At 61.2% G+C, this 22,840-nt stretch carries 18 protein-coding genes; 6 read left to right on the forward strand and 12 right to left on the reverse strand.

From position 1 onward, the window contains the following. Positions 1 to 39 precede the first annotated feature (39 nt). The 3 genes from cysQ to IEI94_RS18110 all read right to left on the reverse strand — a co-directional run bounded on the left by cysQ (position 40) and on the right by IEI94_RS18110 (position 4,333). Positions 40 to 867 (reverse strand): 3'(2'),5'-bisphosphate nucleotidase CysQ, encoded by an 828-nt coding sequence (gene cysQ, locus IEI94_RS18100; RefSeq protein WP_224750187.1) that lies wholly within the window; start codon positions 865 to 867, stop codon positions 40 to 42. A 57-nt stretch (positions 868 to 924) separates the two neighbouring features. Then, positions 925 to 2,691 (reverse strand): SLC13 family permease, encoded by a 1,767-nt coding sequence (locus IEI94_RS18105; protein WP_191168650.1) that lies wholly within the window; start codon positions 2,689 to 2,691, stop codon positions 925 to 927. Positions 2,692 to 3,409: 718 nt separating this feature from the next. Continuing rightward, positions 3,410 to 4,333: a LysR family transcriptional regulator gene (locus IEI94_RS18110; protein WP_191168651.1), complete on the reverse strand. Its 924-nt coding sequence runs from the start codon at positions 4,331 to 4,333 to the stop codon at positions 3,410 to 3,412. A gap of 179 nt (positions 4,334 to 4,512) precedes the next feature. On the opposite strand from IEI94_RS18110, the gene IEI94_RS18115 reads away from it, so the two are divergent. The 5 genes from IEI94_RS18115 to IEI94_RS18135 are packed head-to-tail and all read left to right on the forward strand — an operon-like array spanning position 4,513 to position 9,991. Next, on the forward strand, positions 4,513 to 5,478 hold the full coding sequence (locus tag IEI94_RS18115; protein WP_191168652.1) for a Bug family tripartite tricarboxylate transporter substrate binding protein: 966 nt from the start codon (positions 4,513 to 4,515) through the stop codon (positions 5,476 to 5,478). 43 nt (positions 5,479 to 5,521) lie between these two features. Continuing rightward, complete coding sequence (locus IEI94_RS18120; RefSeq protein ID WP_224750188.1) at positions 5,522 to 6,025, forward strand: tripartite tricarboxylate transporter TctB family protein; 504 nt, start codon at positions 5,522 to 5,524, stop codon at positions 6,023 to 6,025. 27 nt (positions 6,026 to 6,052) lie between these two features. Further along, positions 6,053 to 7,525 (forward strand): tripartite tricarboxylate transporter permease, encoded by a 1,473-nt coding sequence (locus IEI94_RS18125; RefSeq protein WP_191168653.1) that lies wholly within the window; start codon positions 6,053 to 6,055, stop codon positions 7,523 to 7,525. 32 nt (positions 7,526 to 7,557) lie between these two features. Next, complete coding sequence (argE, locus tag IEI94_RS18130; RefSeq protein ID WP_191168654.1) at positions 7,558 to 8,739, forward strand: acetylornithine deacetylase; 1,182 nt, start codon at positions 7,558 to 7,560, stop codon at positions 8,737 to 8,739. A gap of 1 nt (position 8,740) precedes the next feature. Next, positions 8,741 to 9,991 (forward strand): Zn-dependent hydrolase, encoded by a 1,251-nt coding sequence (locus IEI94_RS18135; protein WP_191168655.1) that lies wholly within the window; start codon positions 8,741 to 8,743, stop codon positions 9,989 to 9,991. 729 nt (positions 9,992 to 10,720) lie between these two features. Here IEI94_RS18135 and IEI94_RS18140 read toward each other — a convergent pair. From IEI94_RS18140 to IEI94_RS18170, 7 genes are all read right to left on the reverse strand, one after another. After that, complete coding sequence (locus tag IEI94_RS18140) at positions 10,721 to 11,818, reverse strand: hypothetical protein (RefSeq protein ID WP_191168656.1); 1,098 nt, start codon at positions 11,816 to 11,818, stop codon at positions 10,721 to 10,723. A gap of 35 nt (positions 11,819 to 11,853) precedes the next feature. Beyond that, complete coding sequence (locus tag IEI94_RS18145) at positions 11,854 to 12,327, reverse strand: DUF805 domain-containing protein (protein WP_191168657.1); 474 nt, start codon at positions 12,325 to 12,327, stop codon at positions 11,854 to 11,856. Next, complete coding sequence (locus tag IEI94_RS18150; RefSeq protein ID WP_191168658.1) at positions 12,324 to 13,715, reverse strand: AAA family ATPase; 1,392 nt, start codon at positions 13,713 to 13,715, stop codon at positions 12,324 to 12,326. Before IEI94_RS18150 ends, IEI94_RS18145 begins: the two co-directional genes overlap by 4 nt. A gap of 4 nt (positions 13,716 to 13,719) precedes the next feature. Then, positions 13,720 to 16,248 carry an Hsp70 family protein gene (locus tag IEI94_RS18155; RefSeq protein WP_191168659.1) on the reverse strand — a complete coding sequence of 843 codons (2,529 nt, stop codon included), beginning with the start codon at positions 16,246 to 16,248 and terminating at the stop codon, positions 13,720 to 13,722. A gap of 2 nt (positions 16,249 to 16,250) precedes the next feature. Further along, positions 16,251 to 16,592 carry a hypothetical protein gene (locus IEI94_RS18160; RefSeq protein WP_191168660.1) on the reverse strand — a complete coding sequence of 114 codons (342 nt, stop codon included), beginning with the start codon at positions 16,590 to 16,592 and terminating at the stop codon, positions 16,251 to 16,253. A gap of 27 nt (positions 16,593 to 16,619) precedes the next feature. Beyond that, on the reverse strand, positions 16,620 to 18,251 hold the full coding sequence (locus IEI94_RS18165) for a hypothetical protein (protein WP_191168661.1): 1,632 nt from the start codon (positions 18,249 to 18,251) through the stop codon (positions 16,620 to 16,622). A gap of 82 nt (positions 18,252 to 18,333) precedes the next feature. Then, a complete protein-coding gene (locus IEI94_RS18170) occupies positions 18,334 to 19,164 on the reverse strand; it encodes a hypothetical protein (RefSeq protein WP_191168662.1) in 831 nt (276 codons plus the stop codon). A gap of 386 nt (positions 19,165 to 19,550) precedes the next feature. Here IEI94_RS18170 and IEI94_RS18175 point away from each other — a divergent pair, with 386 nt between their 5' ends. Next, positions 19,551 to 20,171 carry a hypothetical protein gene (locus tag IEI94_RS18175; RefSeq protein WP_224750189.1) on the forward strand — a complete coding sequence of 207 codons (621 nt, stop codon included), beginning with the start codon at positions 19,551 to 19,553 and terminating at the stop codon, positions 20,169 to 20,171. A 571-nt stretch (positions 20,172 to 20,742) separates the two neighbouring features. On the opposite strand, the gene IEI94_RS18180 is transcribed toward IEI94_RS18175, so the two are convergent. Continuing rightward, the gene (locus tag IEI94_RS18180) at positions 20,743 to 21,207 is read right to left on the reverse strand and encodes an REP-associated tyrosine transposase (RefSeq protein ID WP_191168664.1); all 465 of its coding nucleotides are present in this window, start codon (positions 21,205 to 21,207) and stop codon (positions 20,743 to 20,745) included. 134 nt (positions 21,208 to 21,341) lie between these two features. After that, on the reverse strand, positions 21,342 to 22,793 hold the full coding sequence (locus IEI94_RS18185) for an MBL fold metallo-hydrolase RNA specificity domain-containing protein (RefSeq protein ID WP_191168665.1): 1,452 nt from the start codon (positions 22,791 to 22,793) through the stop codon (positions 21,342 to 21,344). Positions 22,794 to 22,840 lie beyond the last annotated feature (47 nt).

A 22,840-nucleotide genomic window follows, 5' to 3' on the forward strand; every position in this document is an offset into this window, starting at 1 on the left:
TGATCTCAGACATCAAATAGACCTTGGGCAATGATGGGATTAGGCGCGCAGCGCCGTGCTCAGGGCTTCCGTCCAGCGCTCATCACGCTGGCCACAAACGATGAAGAACGGATTAAGCACGCTCTCCTGCTGATTGCAGCGCAGCGGCTCCAGAGTCTCGGCATTGAGCACCTCCCCTCCGGAAGCGGTCACCACGGCCTGGGCGGCAGCGGTGTCCCACTCGCTGGTGGGGGCCAGTCGCGGGTAGAGGTCGGCATTGCCTTCCGCGACCAGGCACAGTTTGAGCGAACTCCCCATGGAGACGCACTCGTAGGCAGGCAAGGCGCTGCAGAAGGCCTCGAAAGTTTCGGCGCCGTGACGGCGGCTGCCGACCACCTTCCAGGGAGCCGTCTCAGGGTCCGGCAATTCACGCACCTGAATATTGGCGTAGATGCCCTGCACGATCTTGAAGGCCTCGCCGCCGACCTGCCCTACCCAGGTGGTCTGCAGTACCGGCGCGTGGACGATACCGAATACCGGTACGCCCTCTTCAACCAGTGCCACATTGAGAGTGAATTCGCCGTTTTTGTTGATGAACTCCTTGGTGCCGTCCAACGGGTCGATCAGCCAGTAGCGCTGCCATGCCTGGCGAGTGCTAAACGGTATCTCGGCCGACTCTTCGGAGAGCACCGGCACGTCAGGGGTAAGCTCCTCCAGCAGTGCCACCAGCGCGTGGTGCGAGGCCATATCGGCTTCGGTCAGCGGGCTCTGGTCGTCCTTGGTCTCGACCGAGAAATCACGCTGATAAATCGCCATCACCTCACGCCCAGCGGCGTGAACGCCCTCCATCAGGCGGGCGCGTATTTCATTGGTTACGAAAGCGGTCAAGGGAACTCCTAAACGGGGTCAAGAATAGATGAGGGCCGCTCAGCGGCATCTTTTAACTTAAAACCCCCACACCAGGGGAATCAGGCCAATGGCCGTGGCACCGACGATCAGGCTCAGCGGCGCGCCAAGGCGCAGGTAGTCGGTAAAACGGTAGCCGCCGGGACCGAGCACCATGAGGTTGGTCTGGTAGCCAAGCGGAGTCATGAAGCTGGCCGAGGCGGCAAACATGATGGCAATGATGAACGGCATGAAGCTGACGCCGAGCTGCTCCGCCACCGCCACGGCAATGGGGAACATCAGCACCGCCGCCGCGTTGTTGGTGATCAGCTCGGTAAATACGACCGTCATGACATACACCAGCGCCAGCGCAGCCCAGGGGGCCAGGCCATCGATCAACAACAGCCACTGGGCGATCTGGGCGGCGGCGCCGGTCTGGGTCATGGCCACGCCCAACGCGAAGGAGGCGGCAATCACCACCAGCACCGAGAGATCGACGTAGCGGCGCGCCTTGCTGGCGGTAATGCAGCGGGTGGCAAGCATCGCCCCGCCGGCTAGCAAGGCGGCCTCGAGAATGCTCAGCAGCCCGCTGGCACTGGCGATGACCATGCTGGCCAGTATGCCCAGCGCCAGCGGCGCCTTGCGAAAATCCGGCGGCGTGGAGTCGTTGAGGGCACTGACCAGCAGGAAGTCCTTGCGGTAGCGGTACTGGTCGACGAAGTCCTGGGTGGTCTCGAGAAGCAGGGTGTCGCCCACCTGCAGCGTCACGGTACCCAGCTTGCCGGGGATGCGCTTGCCGTGCCGGGAGATAGAGATGATCACCGCTTGATAGCGCGAGCGGAAACGCGACGCCTTGACCGTCTGGCCGAGGCCGCCAAAATCGGGGCCGATCACCGCTTCAACCAGGCAGCGCTTGTGGTGGGCGATATCGAGTTTGTGCACGTCACCGCTGGCGGGCTGCAGGCCGTTGACGCGGCGCAGCTCGCGGGCGCACTCCGGGGCGCCGATGAAGACCAGGATATCGCCGGCCATCAGCTCGGTGTCCGGCGGTACCGCGGTAAGCAGCCGGCCATGACGTTCGATGTCGGCCAGGTAGCCGTGGGTCAGGCTGCGCAGCCCAGCGTCGGCAATGGTCTTGCCCACCAGCGGGCCCTTCTCGGCAACGACCACTTCGACGGCGTACTCGCGGGCCTGTTCGAGCTGCTCCAGCGCCCCCTCTCGGCTAGGCAGCAGGCGGTCGGCGAACAGATAGAGAAAGATGCCGCCCACCAACACCAGTGGCACCCCTACCCAGGCTAAGGAAAACATCGACAGGCCAATACCCTTCTGGCTCTGCAGTAAGCCATCCACCACCAGGTTGGTGCTGGTTCCGATCAGCGTGCAGGTACCGCCAATAATGGCGGCGTAGCTGAGGGGCAACAGCAGCTTGGAGGGCGGAAGCTTGAGGCGCGCCGCCCACTCCTGAATGGCGGGGATGAACATCGCCACCACGGTGGTGTTGTTCATGAAGGCGCTTAGCCCCGCCGTGGGCAGCAGTACCCGTAGCTGGGCTTGGCGCAGCCGGGTGGGCTGGCCCAGCAGGCGGTGGGCGATCCACTGGATGGCGCCGGTTTCCTTGAGGCCAGCGGCGACCACATAGAGCACGGCGATGGTCATCACGCCGGGGTTCGAGAACCCCACCAGCGCGTCGCCAGGCGCCAGAATGCCAGAAATGATCAGAAAGCCGAGCGCGGCCATCAGGATGATGTCGGGGGCAATGCGGGTTAAGGCCAGGGTGCCGAGCACCGCTACCACAGTGACGAGGGTGATGACTGCAGAAATTTCCATTCAGTGGGTCGCCATGCGGTCTGTCATGTCCTGATGTAGGCAGGTGGTCTTTTATTGGGGGCAGCGCTACGCGCTGCAATCGCGACTGACGTCGTTCCCACACTGGGGAGTGGCGCGAAGGCCAATGTAGGAGTGAATTTATTCGCGATGGGGTTACCCGGTAGCGCTGCGCGCTGCGATCGCGACTGACGTCGCTCCCACATTGCAGTGGCGCCATTGGCAAAGAGGGAGCGGCTGCGGCGGGCTATCCGCGCGGGCACGCTACCGCCCGGGGATTGTTACGGACGCATTCCCGGGCCCTGTGATAGCAGTGCGCCGGCAGTCCGGAAAGGCGTCACAGCAGGAGCCTACGGGCCCCCAGTGTTAGCGTAGCTTCCTGAGAGCCACTCCTCGGCCCTTGGTGCCTTCCTTTGCTGCCAGCTTGTCGCTGGATGACTCAACCGCGGCGCTCAGCCGGCCAGTACCTGATGCGTCACTATTCTAAGGAGTGCCGCGAGTCGGCTCCAGCTACCCACCGTAGCATTTTGTTGGGTACCTAATTTTAATTGTGCCCGCAAGGATACAGGCTGCATCAGTGGAGGCAAAGCCACGCCTATCAGTCACTTATACATCCGTCGCGGAATGTTTATTTTGTACAAAGTTGAAACCTCTCTTACACATCGCGACTGAAGCCGCTCCCACACGGGGAGTGGCGCCACTGGCAAAAGTGGGAGCGAATTTATTCGCGATGCAAGGATTTGAGGATCCCCATTTCCTTAAGGGTGTCGATCTCTTCATGGATCTCGTCGCAGAAGGCGTCGGCGACCTTGCTGAGGGGGCGGCTCTTGGACTTGAGTAGCGCCATCTCCCACTCGATGGCGGGCTCCAGCGGTTTGGATACCACCGCGGTACCTTGAAGCAGCAGCTCGGCAATGGGGTCGATGACGGCGATGCCCACGCCGCGATCCACCAGGGCGCAGACGCCGCGCATATGACGCAGCTCGGCGGCGATGTGCCGTTTGATGTCGATGGTCTGCATGATGTAGTCGACCCGGGCGCGCAGCGGGCTGTCGGCCATCAGCTCGACGAAGGTCTGGTTCTGCAGGTTGGCGATGGGCACCACCGGGTCGGCGGCCAGTTCGTGATCACGATGCATGATGCAGCGGGCGCTGCAGCGGGCCAGCCGTGTGACGCTGGCGCCGTAGGTGTCGGCCTCGAGGGTGATACCCAGCGCCACGTCACAGGTGTTGTTGTCGATCATCTTGAGCAGCTCCTGCAGGCCGGCATCCACCACCCGCACGCCGACCTTGGGGTGGCGCAGTTTGAAGCGCTGGATCACGTCGAGCAGGAAGGTGTCGCAGAAGATCGGCTGGGCGGCCACCACCACGCTGCCCAGCTGATTGTTGGAGATCGCTTCGGCGTCCTTCTGGGTATCGCGAATGCTGGCCATCAGCCGCAGCACCGAGGCGTGGTAGAGAAACGCCTCTTCCGTGGGCGCCAGCTGGTTCCTGCTGCGCTTGAAGAGCGCAAACCCCAACTCCTCCTCCAGGCCGCTGAGCAGGCGGCTGACCATCGACTGGCTGATCGCCAGGGCATCCGCCGCTGCCTGGGTGGTGCCGTGCCTCATGAAGGCATCGAAGGCTTCGATTTCCTTGAGTTTCATATATGCCCTCTTCGCGCTTCTCGTTGTGGGCGGGGCATGCACTATTGCGCCCCTGCTAGTACCTTTATGCATACTAAAGGCTTTTTTTGCAATACTTTTCATAGCCGTCTATGCTGAAACGGCTCGAATAACTCGCTCTATCGGTGAGCGACTGCCACAACAATAGGAAGGAGACGAACATGAAACGTGCCTTGAGCCTGGCCGCAGCCACCCTGATGGTGACCTGCGCCGCCAATGCCCAGAGCTACCCGTCGGAGTCGGTCACCCTGGTGGTGCCCTACGGCCCCGGCGGTGCGTCCGACCTCGCCGGCCGCGCCCTGGCGGAATCCGCCCGCGACTTCCTCGGCGAGCCCATCACCGTCGTCAACCAGGCTGGCTCAGGCGGCATGACCGGTGCCCGCGACGTGTCGCGCTCCGACCCCGACGGCTACACCCTGCTGCTGGCACGAGTGGGCATGGCGCTGTCCCCTGCCGTCAACGCCAACAGCAGCGTCGACTGGGATGAGTACACCTTCCTCAGCCCGCTGGAAGCCACGCCGATGATTCTCGCCGTGGCCGAGGACTCGCCCTACGAGAGCGTCGAGGAGCTGCTCGAGAGCATCGACAGCGATCCAGGCGCCCTGAGTTACGCGGCATCCGGGGCGACCGCCATCGATGGGTTCACCGTGCAGACGCTGCTGGCCGATGTGGATCTCGATCCGCTCACCGCGGCCACGCTGGTGCCCTACCGCGGCGGCGGCGAGCTGGCCACGGCGCTGCTCGGCGGCCACGTGGACTTTCTGGCGATCGCCGCCGGCTCATTGATGCCGCACATCGAGAGCGGCGACATGCGCCCGCTGATGGTCTATTCACCGGAGCGTATGGACGCCCTGCCGGATGTGCCCACCGCCGAGGAGCTGGAGTATGAGCTGGCCGGTCAGGTGATCGGTTGGAGCGCCCTGTATGGTCCGCCCGACCTGCCGGATGAGGTCGTCGACACCTGGAACCAGGTGATGGAACAGGTCGCCGAGGATGATGGCTGGCTGAGCCGGGCCGATGACCGTGGCTCGATCTCGACCATCGGCACCCTCGACATGGCCACCTACGCCGAGGAGCAGTACGCCTTCTATCGCGGCCTGGCCGAAGAGTTTGGCTATCTGGACTGAGCGACAGCGAGTCGCCATCGTTGATTAACCTGGGAGAGTGCACATGGGCATGACGCGCGGTTTTCTCATCACGGCGTTGTTCGGGGTCGTGCTATTCGTACTGATTCCGGTCTATGTGCCTCGCCCCAGCTTCATTCCCGGGTTCGCCCCACCACCCGACATGTGGCCGCGGGCGATCTCGATCCTCGGCATGGTGCTCGGCCTGCTGTTGCTGGGGCTGTCGCTGTCGAAGAAAACCCAGGCCATTGCCGACCCGGAGGATGCCAGCGAAATACGCGGTGATACACCGCTGCCCACCCTGCTGCTGCGCTTCGGCTGGTCGGTGCTGGCCTTCGCTCTGTTCGTCGGCGCGGTGATGCTGCTGGGCTTCCTGCTCGCCAGCATGCTGCTGCTGATTGTCATGCTGGTGCTCACCGGCTATTGGCGGCACAAGTGGGTCTCCTTGATGGTGGCCGTTGCCCTGCCACTGCTCCTCTATCTGTTCTTTTCCAGCGCACTTAATACGCGCTTTCCCACCGGCAGCCTGTTAAGGGCCCTGGGCGTATAACGCACCGCGTATTACAGGAACGACATCATGCTCAATGACCTGCTGATTGCCTTCCAGGCCGTCGCGACGCTCGAGAATTTTCTGATCATGGCCGCGGGCATCTGGGGCGGCGTGATCATCGGTGCCATTCCCGGCATGACCGGGACCATGGCGGTGACCCTGGCGCTGCCGTTCACCTTCTATATGCAGCCGATTCCCAGCATCCTGCTGCTGGTGGCGCTCTACAAGGGCTCCACCTATGGCGGCTCGGTGTCGGCGATCCTGATCAAGACGCCGGGCACCGCCTCGGCGGCCTGCACGACCCTGGATGGTTACCCGCTGGCGCGCCAGGGCAAGGCCGGCAAGGCGCTGAACATGGCGCTCTACTCGTCGTGTACCGGCGACTTCATCTCCAATATCTCGCTGATCTTCATTGCCGCGCCGCTGGCCCTGCTGGCGCTGCGCATCGGCCCGCCCGAGTACTTCATGCTGATGGTATTCGCCTTGACCACCGTGGCCGGGGTCTCGGGGCGCTCGCTGCTGCTGGGGCTGGTATCGGCGTGCATGGGGCTGCTGCTGGCCACCGTCGGCGAGGACATGTACGGCTCGTTCCGCTTCGATCTGACCGTGGACATGCAGAGCGGCCTGGCGGTGGCACCGGTGCTGATCGGCCTGTTCGCCATCCCCGAGCTGCTCAAGATCGTGGTGTTCCGCAATACCGAGTCCCACAAGCCGATGCAGCTGGGCGACAACAAGGTGACCCGCGCCGAGCTGCGCCGCTCGCTGAAGTCGATGCTCAAAGGCAGCATGATCGGCGTGGTGATGGGGGCGATCCCGGGTATCGGGCCCTCGGCGGCGGCGTTCTCCTCCTACGGCGAGGCGCAGCGCAGCTCCAGGAACCGCGACAACTTCGGCAAGGGCGAGGTCGAGGGCATCGCCGCCTCGGAGTCGGCCAACAACGGCTGCTGCGGCTCGACCATGATTCCGCTGCTGGCCCTGGGCGTGCCCGGCGACGTGATCACCGGGGTGATGCTCGGCGCCTTCATGATCCACGGCATGACGCCCGGCCCGATGCTGTTCGAGAACAACCTCAACGAGGTCTACATGCTGTTCATCGGCATGCTGTTCTCGTCGGTGCTGCTGTTCGGCGCCGGCAAGGCGACGATGCGCTTCTTCTCGCATATCGCGCGCATTCCGCCGGGGCTGATGGCGCCCATCGTGCTGATCCTGTGCCTGTTCGGCATCTTCTCGATCTCCAACAGCATGTACGACGTGATCGTGCTGCTGGCCATGGGGGTGTTCGGGTTCTTCATGTTCCTGTTCGCGATCCCCGCCGCGCCCTTCCTGATCGCCTTCATCCTGGGGCCGATGCTGGAGGAGAACCTGCGCCGCGCCCTCGCCATCTCCCGCGGTGACCCGAGCATTCTGGTGTCATCGCCCATTACCTGGCTATTCGCCTCGCTGGCCGTATTCGTGGTGGTGATCACCATTCGCCAGCAGCTCAAGAAAGCCAAGGCCTGATCTTTCTCACTCTTTGCCAAGGACTCGACATCATGCATGCCAGCGCCCAGGACCATCCGCGACTCGATGCCGCCATCTCGCACCTCGCCGACCTGATCGGCTTCGACACCACCAGCGCCTACTCCAACCTGGCGATCATCGAGCACCTGCGGCGCTTCTTCGCCGAGCTGGGTGCCGATGTCACGGTGCTGCCGGACGCCAGCGGCGAGAAGGCCAACCTTGTGGCGCGGCTCGGCCCGGCTGACGTGCCCGGCATCGTGCTCTCGGGGCATACCGATGTGGTGCCGGCGAACCCCGGGAGCTGGCAGAGCGATCCGTTCCGCATGGAGCGGCGCGGCAGCCGGCTGTTCGGTCGCGGCACCTGCGACATGAAGGGCTTCGCCGCCTGCGTGATGGCGGCGGCACCGGCCTTTGCCAACGGCAAGCTGACGCGCCCCGTCTACTTCTGTTTCTCCCACGACGAGGAGGTGGGCTGTCTGGGGGCACCGGCGATCGCCAGGCACCTGGCCGCCCTCGAGGTGCCGCCGGCGCTGGCGATCATCGGCGAGCCCAGCGAGATGCAGCTGATCAACGGCCAGAAGGGCAAGATCGCCATGGAAGTGACGGTGCACGGCGACGGCGGCCACTCCTCCTTTGCCCCGCAGCACGTCAATGCGGTGGAGTATGCCTCGCGCATCATCGCCATGATCGGCGACCGATCGCGACGATATGAGCGAGAAGGCCCTTACGACACCGATTTCAGCGTGCCCCATGCCACTACCCTGGCCACCATCGTCGAAGGCGGCGTGGCCACCAACGTAACGCCAGATTCCTGCCGCTTTATCTTCGAGCTGCGCAGCATCGATCAGGACGCCGCCCAGCCCGACATGCAGGCACTGATCAGCGATGTCGAAGCCACCCTGCTGCCCGAGATGCGCGCCATCGCCCCCGACGCCCAGATCGAGTGGCAGGAGATGTTCTCCTACCCGGCCATGGGCGATGCCACCGGTTGCGAGATGTTCAAGCAGCTGGAACCCATCCTCCCCCCGCGCGGCGGCAAGGTCTCCTACGGCTCCGAGGGCGGGGTGTTCGAGATCGTCGGTGACATCCCGTCGATCATCATCGGGCCCGGCTCGATCCGCCAGGCCCACAAGCCCGACGAGTTTATCGAGATCGACCAGCTCGGCCAGTGCCTGGCGTTCTTCGATGAGCTCGATGCCTGGATGAGGCGCTGATATGCCAAGCCCCCTGACCGTCAATGCCGAACGCCTCTGGCAGCAGCTCGAAGAGCTGGCGCAGATAACCGACCCCGATGCACCCTGGACGCGGCGCGCCTTCACCCAGCGCTACCTGGAGGGGCGCGCCTGGCTGCGCGAGCGCATGCACGAGGCCGGCATGACCACTCGGCTCGACGACGCCGGCAATCTGATCGGCACCCTGCCCGGCAGCGAGCCGGCGCTTGCGCCGCTGGCCACCGGCAGCCATATCGATACGGTGCCCAGCGGCGGGCGCTACGACGGGGTTCTCGGGGTGCTGGCCGGGCTCGAGGCGGTACGCAGCCTGCAGGAAGCGGGCATACGCCTGCGCCATAGCCTGGAGGTGATCGACTTCCTCTCCGAGGAGCCCAGCGAGTATGGCGTGTCGTGCATCGGCAGCCGTGCCATGGTCGGCAAGCTCAGCCCGGCGATGCTCGACTTTGAGGAGCCCGGCGGCGAGCGCCTGTTCGACGCCATCCGCCGCATGGGCGGCGTGCCCGAGGCGTTGAGCCAGCCGCTGCGCCAGCCCGGCGCCCTGGCCGCCTTCATCGAGCTGCATATCGAGCAGGGACGCGTGCTGGAATCCCGCCAGCTGCCGATCGGGGTGGTCAGCGATATCGTCGGCATCCACCGCTATGACATCGTGGTCAGCGGCCAGGCCGATCACGCCGGCACCACGCCCATGGAACTGCGCCGCGACGCCCTGGCCGAGGCCAGCGGGCTGATCAAGACCGTTCAGCAAGAGGCGCGACGCCAGGCCGAAGGCAGCGCCTACCTGGTGGCCACCGTGGGCCGCCTGACGGTATCGCCCAACGCAAGCAACGCGATTCCCGAGCGCGTCGAGATGGTGCTGGAGGTGCGCAGCAACGACGCCGCACTGCTCGAAGGATTCTTCCCGCCGCTGCTGGACGCCGCTCAGCGCCAGGCCGAAGATACCGGGGTGAGCATCGCGGCCACCTCGCTCAGCGAGGGCCTGCCGACTCAGTGCGCCGACGAGGTTCAAGCGCAGATTGCCGCAGCCGCCGACTCGCTGGGACTCAGCGCCCTGACCATGCCCAGCGGCGCCGGCCACGACGCCGTCTACATGGCCATGCTCGCCCCCACCGGCATGCTGTTCGTCCCCTGCCTCGACGGCCGCAGCCACTGCCCGCAAGAGTCCATCACCCGCCAGCAAGCCGCCGACGGCTGCCACGTCCTGGCAGAGACACTGCGGCGGCTGGATCGCGGTTGAAACCGCTCCCACACTGGGTGCGGCGCCAAGGCCAATGTAGGAGCGAATTTATTCGCGATGGGTTACCCAGCAGCGCTGCGCGCTGCAATCTCGGCTGAAGCCGCTCCCACACTGGGAATGGCGCCAAGGCCAATGTAGGAGCGAATTTATTCGCGATGGGGTTACCCGGCAGCGCTGCGCGCTGCAATCGCGGCTGAAGCCGCTCCCACACTGGGAATGGCGCCAAGGCCAATGTAGGAGCGAATTTATTCGCGATGGGTTACCCGGCAGCGCTGCGCGCTGCATCGCGGTTGAAACCGCTCCCACACTGGGCTCGACGCCCAGGCCAATGTAGGAGCAAATTTATTCGCGATGGGGCCTACCCGGCACCGCTGCGCGCTGCATCGCGGTTGAAACCGCTCCTACATTGGGGAGTGGCGCCCCAGGCAAATGTAGGAGCGAATTTATTCGCGATGGGGTTAACCGGCACCGCTGCGCGCTGCATCGCGACTGAAGCCGCTCCCACAAATCGCGGTTGAAAGGATTAGTGAGCGTCGGCCATGCTGCCGCACTCCGTATCCCGCTGATCCATGAAGTAAAGGGTACGGCCAAGCTGTTCGCCATCTTGGTAGCGGATACTGCAATACATCTCAGCACCGAGATATTCAGTGTAGCGATAAAGATCGGAAATATTGGCATACACCATGGCGGTGTTGAAGAAAACTGATCAGAGCGGCATCCTTTGAATATTCATAACGGTTGTAGCTCGCCATTCTCATCATGGTGATTTCTCACCACACTACCGTTTCTGAACATCCTGACCCAGGTCCCCACCTTGATACCGTGGTGATAAACACCCTTCCTCACCAGATCGCCTACCGTAGCGAGCTCACGACCATCCTTTCTGTATACCAACACGGCGTTATCGACGTAGGGCCCGTGAAGCCTGCCGTCCAGTCTCTCTCTTCTGCTACGCACCACTCTACCACTATGGCTAAATTTCTCCTCCAATGACCAGTCGATATTCTCATTATTCACTCGCCAGGTGCGCTCCCTCAGACTCTGATCGTTTCTCGCCAGACTCTCCCTCAACGTGCCGGGCCCATGAGGCGTCTGCCTGCGCGTCGTGCGTACTTGAATGCCGCCATCACTATAGTAACGGAGGCCGACGATCCGTTGACCGTCCTCGTCATTGTAGGTCAATTCAACCAGGTTGCCCTTGGTGGAGAAACGCTTGTGTACGATCAACTCATCATTCTTGTAGTAGTCATCTACGCGCAAGCTGCCATCAGCACGATAACGGCGCGCCACACCATCACGCAATCCGTTGTGGTAATGATACTTGGCTCTTAACCGGCCCTCTTCGTCGTATATAAGACTCTCACCTTGCCTGGTGCCATTGAGATAGTAGCCTTGCTCCTTCAACTGACCATTTTCATGGTACGTGGAAAATGGCCCATGGATGACACCGGCAAACGAAAAATACACATGTGACAGCCCGCCACTCTCATGATAGACAATGACCATGCCATGTAGTCGGCTGCTTTCATCTCCCGTCGCCAACATCATGGTATTGCCATTCTCATGATATCTCGTGGTTTCTCCAACCAGATGGCCGTCTTTCAAGGATGGCGCAGTATAGTACCCCTCGAACATTTTATTACCATTCAGGTAATATTGATTAAATGCCCAACGCTCGCCTTCCTGCTCGAAGGGAGTCATGTAGCTGCGTGCCTCACTGGACCTTTCTACTACATTTCCCTCTGCATCCAGGTAAATTCGTTCTCCGATCTCGCCATGGCGATAGTGTGCATAGGCAATCAGTCCTATGGCGAATATCGCCAACAAGGCAATTACCCCCGTCCGGACACCCCGCCGCCCCATTACACGAGCACCAATAGCAGGAGGAGGAACGCCGTACCCAGGGTAACCAGGAGCATCATGGCAGCCACCTTCATGGGGTTATCGGCCGGGGCACGGCCAAAGCGATTATCGCCGGATGATCCCGGGACAAGCACCAGGGCGAGAAACAGGATGGGAAAGACCAGGTAGAGCAACATCCACCAGCCCGATGCACCGAAGTCATTGAAACGCCGAGCGCCATGAAACATGCCGATGACGATCACCATGAGCGAAATGGCTATCATCGTCAGGCTCAGCATCTCGCCATAGAGCAGATAGTAACGACTCCAAAGCCAATTGGAGAGCGTGCCCGATAGCACCCAGAACAGCAGCAGCGTCAACGAGAAGAGCAGAAAGCGCCCCCTTCCCAGCCGCCCCCGACTTTGGAAAAAGCCTCGCCAGACGCTTCCGGACTCCCGCTCGCCGGCTGCCTTGCAGGGTTCAGAAGCAGTCATTGAATCGATCCCTGGCGCTCTGAGTCTAACGTTGCGTGGCGTACCTCTTCGCCTGCCGTCAGCGCCGTGACGGCTTGTTCGAGACACCATTGATCGATACTGCTCCGCTGGCTGCGCACGGCCAGCCTGCCGGCTTCATTGATGACCCAGGCGACATCGCTGAGTGGCCGGTCGGTGAGCCGGGCAGCCAGTCCCTCCAGTGCGATACCCGGCTCGCTCGGCCGCTTGTCCAGCTCATTGGCGAGCATCTCGGCGACGGCCTGCTGGCCGGCGTAGCCGACTTCGAGCATGAAGTCGAAACGCCCTCGCCGACGCAGGGCACTATCCAGCGCCTCGGGGCGGTTGGTCATGCCGAACACGATGACGTTGCGCTGCCCGGCGGAGTCGATGAGTCTTAGCAGCTCCGAGACTTCCTCGATCTTGTGGTCATCGCGAACGTTCTGGCGATTGGCGCCCATGGCATCGAGCTCGTCCATGATGATCATGCTCGGCGCGTCACGGGCGGCCTGCTCGAACTCCTGCCTGAGACGCAGACTGGTCTGGTGGATATAGGTGCTACCGACACTGCCCAGGTCGATTTCTCTGACCGGCCAGTCGAGATACTCAGCCAGCTGACGAACCGCATAGGTCTTGCCTGACCCGGGCGGACCGTAGAGCAGCACACCGTTGGGAGGGCTTATCTGCATGGCGTCATAAGCCTCCTTTCGGCGGTAGTAATCGACGATGTATTCGTTGAAGAAGGCTTCGAGCCGCGCCTGACCGGGCAGTCGGAACGGTGAGGCAGGCAGTACCTGACGGCTCCCTTCGGCCACCGTTTGCCCAATGCCGAGCACTTGCATGATGCTGGTCACGTCCTGCACGTTCAGCCAGTCGTTGAAGCGCAGGATCTCTTGCGGCGAGAGGCTACCGTCAGCGATCCCTCCCGTGAGCAGCGCCGTCACTAGGTCACGACGCTGGCTGGGGCTCTCCGGATCGCGCCGGGTGGGCAGGCACAGCTGCTCTCTTGGCCAGTAGAGCGCCTTGCCCCAGTGACATTCCGGCATCGCCTTGAGGGCATATGCCAGCCGCATCAGCTCACGAGGCGCCATGAAATCCGTGCGCTGGGGGATGTCCTCGACGGCTAGCGGCTGATGCTGCTTCTGAAACAGGCACACCCAGTAGTCATCGGGCCCGTATGCTTCGCTCCAGCAGCTAGCGTCCTCGAGTTTTGGCGCCAGCACCTGCTCCCAGGTGCTGGCCATGGCGTGGGAGCGCGATAACACCAGGGCGACGCGATCGGCTGGCTGAAGGTCGAGTAGTTGATAACCCGGGCCTTCCTGCTTCAGCCCAGCCACCCGATGCTCCTTGCCCAGCGCCGTCATCAGCGGAAACCAGGGGAATGTCGCCATATCGCTATCCTCGCATCAGGCCGGCGACCTCACTGGCCGTCACCGCGTGGACCTGATGCTGTGCCTGGTTATTGAACAGCTGGTTGTTGATGCCCTTCAGTCCGGTGATGTCGTTATTCTGAACGGCCTCCTGGCCCTCCTTGACCAGCCGGGCATGGCGTTCGGCGTCCACCGCCGACGCGCCCTTCTCCGACAGGTTGCGGAAGACGCTGACCACCACCTCGGGGCGTTCGGTCATCAGGTCGTAGACGGTCGCGTCCATGTCGTTGAGAATCTGCTCGGCATCGTTCAGCGCCTGCTCGTCGCCGCGCTTGAGCTCCTCCAGGGCGCTATCCGCCATGCGCCTGAAACGTTCGCTATCCAGCGGCATGTTGCCGCCCTCTATCTCGCGGTCATACGCCCTGACGAGTTCGGTATGGCGCCCACGCAGCACGGTGGCGCGATGCTCCGGTGAGTTGACCAGCTTCGAAAGGTCCTGACGCAAGGCACGCACCCGCTCGCTGATACCGCGGCGTACCTCGGGATCATCGGCGCGCTCGGCGGCACGCCGCTGATCCTGGAGCGCCGCCCCGATGTGACGGATGTCGCTGCGCGCCATCTTGCCCAATACCGTATCGGCCTGCTTGAGCTCGTCGTTGGCTTCATCGAGCAGCCCCGTCAGCAAGGCCTCGCCGTCATGGTCGGCAAAGTTGCGATGGCCATCGGTGTCGGCGTAGAGGTGGCCCGTATCGAACGTCTGTCCCACGGCGGGAACATCGATGACGACGCGCAGGATCCCGCTGTCATTCATCCGCCACTGGCAGATGATCTCGTCACCCTTGTTGATCGCCATGCCGGGCAGTAGATCGCTGCTGGAGATACGGAAGGCACCGACGCTCAGGTTCTGCTCGGGGTCGTTGACGTTCTCGGCATGCTGATACAGCTCTAACGCGATGTAGTCGTTGCTGCCCGATTTCACGTCCCGCGCGGCGCGAAACGACTTGGTCCCCTCCGCCGGCAGCAAGGTGCCCTTGTCGACCATCGGCTCGAGGGCATTCGAGGCGATGTGGCCATCCATCTCCACGACCTTGGCCGAGATGGTCTGTGTCGCCGGTATGCCCGCCGCACTGGCGTGGGTCCTGAGAATGACGATCTGCTTGCTGGCCTCGGTCAGCGGCCGCCCATCGCTGGTGAACACACTGATACGGAAGTGGTTCTCCCCCTGCTGGGCAACCGGCAGTCGCATCGCCGTATTACCCTCCAGCGGCTGCCGCCCGGAGGTCCAGCCCTGTGCGCAGTCGACCTGTACCTCGAGCGCATCGCGTTGCGTGGCAGCGCATGAGATCTTGAGCCGCGCGGTGTCTCGCGAAGTACGCGAGGGGAAGTCGTAGCGCAGCGCATATTCGGCGATCTCCACACTCTCCCGGGACGACTTGCGAGCCGTTCCGTCGTCGCCCCACTCACGGCTCTCGGCATAGATCGCGGCACCGTAGCTGACTGCCACCATCGGATCGATGGTGATATCGGCCACGATCCCCAACTGGTCGGCCACCCGTTCCGACAACCAGGGCGTCTTGGTGGGCCCACCGATGAACAGCACACGGTCCACGTCACTCGCCTGATAGCCATTCTTGGCGAGTATCCGGCGACATAGCTCGATGGTCTCGTCTACGTGTGGCTCGACCAGCTGACGTAGCTGTTGCCGCGTCACCGGGACGTCCAGATAGACAGGCTCTCCGCGCTGGTCGCGGGTGCCGATCTCGTCGCTGGAGACGAAAATGGTTTCGCTCTCGCTTCTCGATAGCGCTATCTTGGCCCGCTCGGTGGCCAATCGGGCGATACGCAGCAAGCGCTGGTAGTCCGCGCCCTTGAGAAAATCATCGGGCAGCGCGAAGTGCTCCTGGAGCCAGGGCACCACCAGGCTGTGGAGGATCTCGCGGTCGAAGTCACGCCCCCCCAACATGTTGATCCCCAGGTTATCGAGGACGTTGACGGCGCCACCGACACTCTGCACCAAGGCGACATCGAAGGTGCCGCCCCCCAGGTCATAGACCAGGAATAGCCCCGTATCGAGCTCACCATCGGCAATCGCCGCCATGGAGGCAGCGATAGGCTCCTGCAGGAGGCCTACGGACTCGATGCCTGCGTCGCGGGTCGCCCGCAGCGTAGCCTCGCTCTGCATCTGGTTGAACGCCGCGGGGATGGTGACGATGCAGCCCTCGACCTGCTCATCGGGAAATGCCTTGAAGACCTGGCCCAGCAGTTGGCGAACGATATCCGAGCTGGCCTGTTCGGGGGTCATCGCATGACCATTACCCAGCGTCAGCTCGGTCGACGTGCCCATGAGACGCTTGAAGCCCGATGCCACGTTCTCGGGCGACAACACCATCTGCTCGAAGGCGCGCTGGCCATAGAGCTTGCTTCCTTGCGCATCCATATAGATAACGCTAGGGAGAATGTTGTCGCCGCCCTCCATGGTCACGACGTCCACTTGGCCACGGTGGTAGCAGGATACCGCGCTATTGGAGGTACCGAGGTCGATGCCAATGTACATGTTCAATCTCTCTCTGCGACGATAACCCGGCCGAGGTGCACCACCTCGCCACGCTGTACGATGGTGGGCTCGATGGTCTGAGTCACGATCAGGTCGCGCTCGCCGGCCACCTCTTCGTTATTGATCACTTGCACCGGCAGATTGGGTTCATAGCGCTGGTGCGTATAGTCCACCACTTCCAGCCCCAGCGGTGCGAGCATACGCTCTACCTGACGTACCGAATAACGCAGCTGTGCTGCCTGCTGCTTGAACTGGTTCGCCGGGAGAGCAGTAAGCAGTGATTCGCAGATTTTTTCGACACGCCAATACTCTAGAACCATGCCTTTGGAAAACTCTACATCCATTTCAACCTCGTTGGCCTGGCATATAAATTAAAGCGAAAATGAAATAAGAAACATCACGAACATGAATATTATAAGGCCCCATACGACGATACCAACCAACGAGTCGTCTGGCATTTTATTCATAATCTCTTGCTGGGCATCAAGATAAAGTCGCTTCTCTTTATCCTCTCGATACCTTTCATAGCCCTTTTCCACCCATCTGGAGAACTCGGCTTTCGCACCTCTCAGCATGCTATTTTGCATACCCGCTTGGATTTCAAGCCACAAGACATTGTCCCAGCGCGCCTTGAGACGTTTTCCTGAAACACCTCCAAAAGGGTAATGCTTCTCTACCTCTACCAGTTGATGAACGGCATATATGATGAGCTCCGGCTTTTCGAGCTTGGTCAGCACCTCTGATATTCTCACCCAGGCGCCACGCCTCGTTTCTTCATCACTAGCACGCTGCAGTAGTGCAATGAGCTCTTGGAAGAAATTATTCTCCAGGCCTGGCTCATGACCTCGGCTTTTATGCTTGACGAGATTCCATTCAAGCTTGTCGTTTTTCTCTTCCAGCGTTCCAGCCCAGTGACAAAAATCCGGTTCGCTCTCTTCCAGGGCATTAAGGTCACGGAGTTCTTGCAAGACGCCCACGACATCCTCTGCTTTCCCTTGGATACGCGGCATCAAGTGGGTCATTTCATAAGCGGCGTTGGCCATATTCATCGCCGATTCGGGGGCATAGCTATTGAGCGCCAAGGCGTTATTGAGGTAAGACCCCACCACTGCAGCGCTTCGAGGCTCATCCACCCCCTTGCGGTAGCTGCTCAATCGGAGCGGCTTGGACAGTTCGGCCCAGTCGCGCAATTTCTCAGTGAGCGCTTCTTCAATGACGCGATACTCATCGGCATCGATGTCTCGCTCGCCTTCGAGCTCTTCATCGAGCAGCTCCTTCAAGGCCGGCAGTTCAGCGTCTATCCCATCCGCCAACAGATCCAGATGACGCTCGACCCAGCGCTGGTATGTCACGAGCAGCTGGTTAGCAAAAGCGCTCGATGTCGAGGTTTCCTGATCGCCCTCCAGTGCTTTAGAGACGACCGAAGGAAGCGCCTCCTCACTCTTGGACAGCAGGGCAAACACCCCTTCCACATGGGCCTGCATGCAACGACTTAGTTCGCTGGCGACCTGTTCACTATTGACCAGAGGGAAGCCGCTAGCCTCCCGTTGACGATTGATGGCCTCAGTCACACTCTCCGCCTCCACCGTGGCCCACCGCTGGGTCATCGATTGCAGCTCGGAGGATGTCAGGGGCTCGCCTGCGGCAGCCAACATGGCGAAGCGGAAATTGGCGGCGGCGAGTGGCGACCACTCCGAGGCTGAACCGGCCTGCGGAGTTTCGATGGCCTGCAGGGCTTCACTGGCCTCGACACCCGGCAGCCAGCTAACCTCCGCTTGCAGGCGTGGTAATGAACTACTCAGCAGTTGGTATAGCTGTAAGGCTTCACGCTCATCCACAAGGTGGTCATCAATGGCATCCTCGTAGCGCTCAGTCAGTGTCTCCAGGTCCTCGCAAGGCGCGGAGCCGAGAACGTAAAATGGATTTGCTTTCAGGAAATGGCCAGCGTGTGACTGCTCGGCATATACATTTTTCGACGACACTCTCTCCGCCAGCTCACTCATTTCCTTCCACCCTTACTTATCTCAGGATTCCTTAAGGAACCGATTGAAAATGACCAAATACTTGTCTGCCAAGCATGGCGTATCAGCGCGCCGTGATACTCGAAACGTTATACTTTGCCGCTCGGTTAGGCAGCAGTCCATTCAAGTCGCCGGTCACCTTCTCTGCTATCATTTTCTGGCACGCAGATCGACTTGCGCCGGCAGGACGACTGGTTCCCTGCACGAATTCAAGCTGCCTTTCGGTCTGGTTGACAGATCGGCTACCCATATCGCCGACGATGATATCGACATGCCTGCCACCGGTTTCGATACGCGTCTGATCGAAGAAGTCTTGATCGAAGTGGGATATCGACTTCTTATGCCCTATCGGAAAAGGTATCTCGAAGCCAAGCAGTGACAAGCTGACTACCAGTGGGGGTGGTGGCTCGGCCGTGCTGACACGAATCACGCACATGAATCTACGACTTCTATTCTCGCCAATGCTCCCACCATAATCTTGAACATTTTCCGAGTAATAAACATCGGCATTGGCACTCTCCCAAACCAGCGGGATGCTATAATGAGCACCATGCTCGATGCCTAGTACCTCCAGTGCATCTTCATCGGTTTCTGTAATCTCGATCTCTAGCACGGGGCGCATGTCAGCTTCTGGCATAAGCCATGACTCGACACTTTCCGCTAGCGCCTCGACCTGCTCCCGGGACAGGTCATTGTCCGATGGCAGCTTTACTGACAACCGACCTTCAGACCAGCTCATGTCATATGAGTAGTCGCCAGCATCATCGATCGCAGTACTGACTTGCTCTTCTGCCAGTTCACGATCGCCGACACTGTTCTTGAAGGAAACCTCCATCTCACGACCGCAACCCGCCAAGCACACGGCGATACATGCCAGCACAATCTTCTGTTTCATCCTGTCAATCCCTTGCGTACGCCAACTCCACTGTCAGCTCGTTATCAGCTGCTCGATGATAAGCGGCACAGACTACGACAAAGGCACATAGGATGGAATGTGCCGACCTGCAGTGACAGCAATATCGTACACGGCTTGTAGGCTATGTCTTACATCAGAGAGGATTTTTCAGCGCTACCAGGGGATACGCCCTGGGCGCAAATCGAGCAATGCTGGCATACAGATGCGATCTGGCCGTGTAGGACATTGGCTACACCTTATGTAAGCGAGGAGCTATTCAATACGCCAAGCAGAACATCTACCATTGCCGCTCCATTTCGATAGCATCCACTGCATCAGCAACAGAGCCGATGTTGTCATCCCCTTTCCGCCATCTGGAGCCTTGCGTGTTACCCCTGACATTCAAACAGCCATTCGATCTCGACTTCGTTACCGATCTGTACCAGCGACTCCAGCAACATGACGATACCATCACGCTGATTCTTCGCACCAAAAACGGCCGCAAGACAGAGAACAGTGACAAGGCGTGCATAGGCGAGATTCGCAATGCGAACAACAAGGCGCTGTTCGCGATGAATCACAAGGAAGGCATCCTCCACTACGATAAAGCCGGCAGCCTGCAAGAGCCGCTACTCGCCTTCCTCAGAGAGCGACAGGTCGCCCAGCAACCGGTCAAGAGCGATCTGGCCATTGCCTGTACCGGTATATATATAGCGCTGATATCCATCGTTGGGCTGATATACGCCAACAACAACGAGGCGCCGATGCTCTATATGCTGCTGCTGACTTGCCTCGCCATCACTATAATCGGCCTCACCATGCTGTCTCATGCATACAAGCCCGATCAGCACAAGTGGTCACTGCCCGCGATCATCGTACTTGCTATCGGGGCACTTCCCACGGCGCCTGCCAGCCTGCTGGTACTGCCCATGATATCGACCTTCGGCCAGCGCAAGCTCCAGCGCCTGCTCAACCAGGGCGACCCAGCCACGAGCGTGGCAGAGTAGGGAGTGGCGCCCCTGGCAAACGTGGGAGCGAATTTATTCGCGATGGGTTTGACCTACCCAGCAGCGCTGCGCGCTGCAATCGCGGCTGAAGCCGCTCCCACACTGGGGAGTGGCGCCCCTGGCAAATGTAGGAGCGAATTTATTCGCGATAGGTTTGACCTACCCAGCAGCGCTGCGCGCTGCAATCGCGGTTGAAACCGCTCCCACACTGGGGGCGGCGCCAAGGCCAATGTAGGAGCGAATTTATTCGCGATGGGTTTGACCTACCCAGCACCGCTGCGCGCTGCATCGCGGTTGAAACCGCTCCCACACTAGGGGCGGCGCCAAGGCCAATGTAGGAGCGAATTTATTCGCGATGGGGGTTCTTCCCACCCGCAGCGCTGCGCGCTGCAATCGCGGTTGAAACCGCTCCCACACTAGGGGCGGCGCCAAAGCCAATGTAGGAGCGAATTTATTCGCGATGGGGGTTCTTCCCACCCGCAGCGCTACGCGCTGCAATCGCGGTTGAAACCGCTCCCACACTAGGGGCGGCGCCAAAGCCAATGTAGGAGCGAATTTATTCGCGATGGGGTTATAGCCACTTGGCATCCCAGAACGGGTATTGGCCAATAGTATCCACCAGCCCTGCCCTTAATGGATTAGCCACGATATAGCGTGCAATGCTGCGCAGATCCTCTTCCCGACGTAACGCTCGATCGTGATAGCCCGGCTGCCACACCGGCCCGCGTCGATTGAGACTGGCATTAATGGTTATCGCCGAACGCCCTTTCAAGCGCTTCACCACCCCACCGAGTTCGGCGTCGTCGAGCACAAGCAGCCAGTGGAGATGGTCGGGCATGACCACATAAGAAAGCGAAGACACCCAACCATCTTGATCCAGTGCCTGCATTTCTTTCACCACGCATCTTGCTGGCGACCAGGCGCTCAACAACGGCAGTCGCTCGTGAGTACAGGTCGTGATGAGATAGGCCTGATGCTGCAGCGAGACACGACCGCGACGCAGCGCCTGACTGTGAGGCTGGGGTGTGGTGTCCATGTTGAAACATCCCTGTTCCCTTTTTTATTAGCATAGACGGTTTTACGCCAATGGCAGCACCGCTGCGCGCTGCATCGCGGTTGAAACCGCTCCCACACTGGGGAGTGGCGCCCTTGGCAAGTGTGGGAGCGAATTTATTCGCGATGGGGGTATCCGGCACCGCTGCGCGCTGCATCTTGACTGACGTCGCTCCTACACTGGATCTCGTGCCCTGCCTGTTCGGCCCATGCGTCTATCTCAGCCTTGAGTGCCTCTTTGGCGTGAGCCTCGCCATGTACCAGACGTATCTCTCGGGGAGGCTTTCGCATGCGGCGGATAAAGTTGAGCAGGTCGTGCTGGTCGGCGTGGGCCGAGTAGCCGCTGAGGCTGTCGACCCGGGCGCGAATGTCGATGCGCTGGCCGTCGATCTCGACCCAGCCGCCCCGCGGGCCGAAACGACGAATATCGTTACCCAGGGTACCCGGCGCCTGATAGCCAACGAACAGCACGGCGTGGCGCGGGTCGCCGAGCATCTGGGCGAGGTAGTTGACCACTCGCCCACCGCTGGCCATGCCGCTGGCGGCTATGACCACTGCGGGGCGGCCGCTGCTGGCCAGGTAGGCCACGGTGCGTTCATGTGCAGCGTGACTGTCCACCGTGGTGAGGTTGTCGAATCTCAGCGGGTGGCGGCCGCCGCGCAGCAGGCGGTGGGCTTCGGCGTCCCAGTAGGGTTTCAGCTCGCGATACAGCTGATTGAAGCGCGCCGCCAGCGGTGAATCGACGATGATCTCCAGGTCGCGCCAGCGACTATCCTTGGCGGCGTGGGTCAGGCCTTCCAGCTCGTAGAGCAGTTCCTGCGTACGGCCGATGCTGAAGGCGGGGATGATCACCGTACCGCCGTTCTCGAGAGCTCGTTCGATGGCGGCCTTCAAACGCCCACGCCGGGTGCGGCGCTGCTCGTGCACCCTGTCGCCGTAGGTCGACTCGAGCACCAGCACATCGCAGCCATAGGGCGGCTTGGGCGCAGGCAGCAGCGGCGCATAGGGGGCGCCCAGGTCCCCGGAGAACAGGGTGCGCTGCTGCTTGCCGTTGGCATGGTCGAGGCTGTCGACCTCGATATACGCCGAGCCCAGAATATGCCCGGCGCGCTGCAGCCTGACCCTGATGCGCTGGCGTTGATCGTCGACCAGGGTGTGCCAGGTGTTGTACTCCAGCGCCACCAGACGCTCGTCGACTTCGGCGAGAAAGCGCTCTATCAGCCTTGTGTCGCGTGTGAACCCGATCCGTAGCGCGTCTTCGATCACCAGCGGCAGCAGCCGCGCCGAGGGCACCGAGCAGATAATGGGGCCTTGGTAGCCCGCCGCCAGCAGGTAGGGCAACCGGCCGATATGGTCGATATGCACGTGGGTCACCAGCAGCGCCAGCACGTCATCGACGGAAAAGGCGACTTGATGCTGTTCGAAGCTGCTGTCGCCATCGGCGTCCTGGCCCTGAAACAGGCCGCAGTCGACCAGCAGAGCGCGATCCGCCGCCAGTTGCAGCCGATGGCAGCTCCCGGTCACCCCATCGGCACCGCCATGGTGGCGAATCTGCGGGTAGTCATCCATGTCCCTGCATCCTTTATATGCTTATTATTTTGAGCCTACTCAATCTC

The organism is Halomonas sp. ML-15 (assembly GCF_014779595.1).
In the GTDB taxonomy this organism is placed as follows: Bacteria; Pseudomonadota; Gammaproteobacteria; order Pseudomonadales; family Halomonadaceae; genus Franzmannia.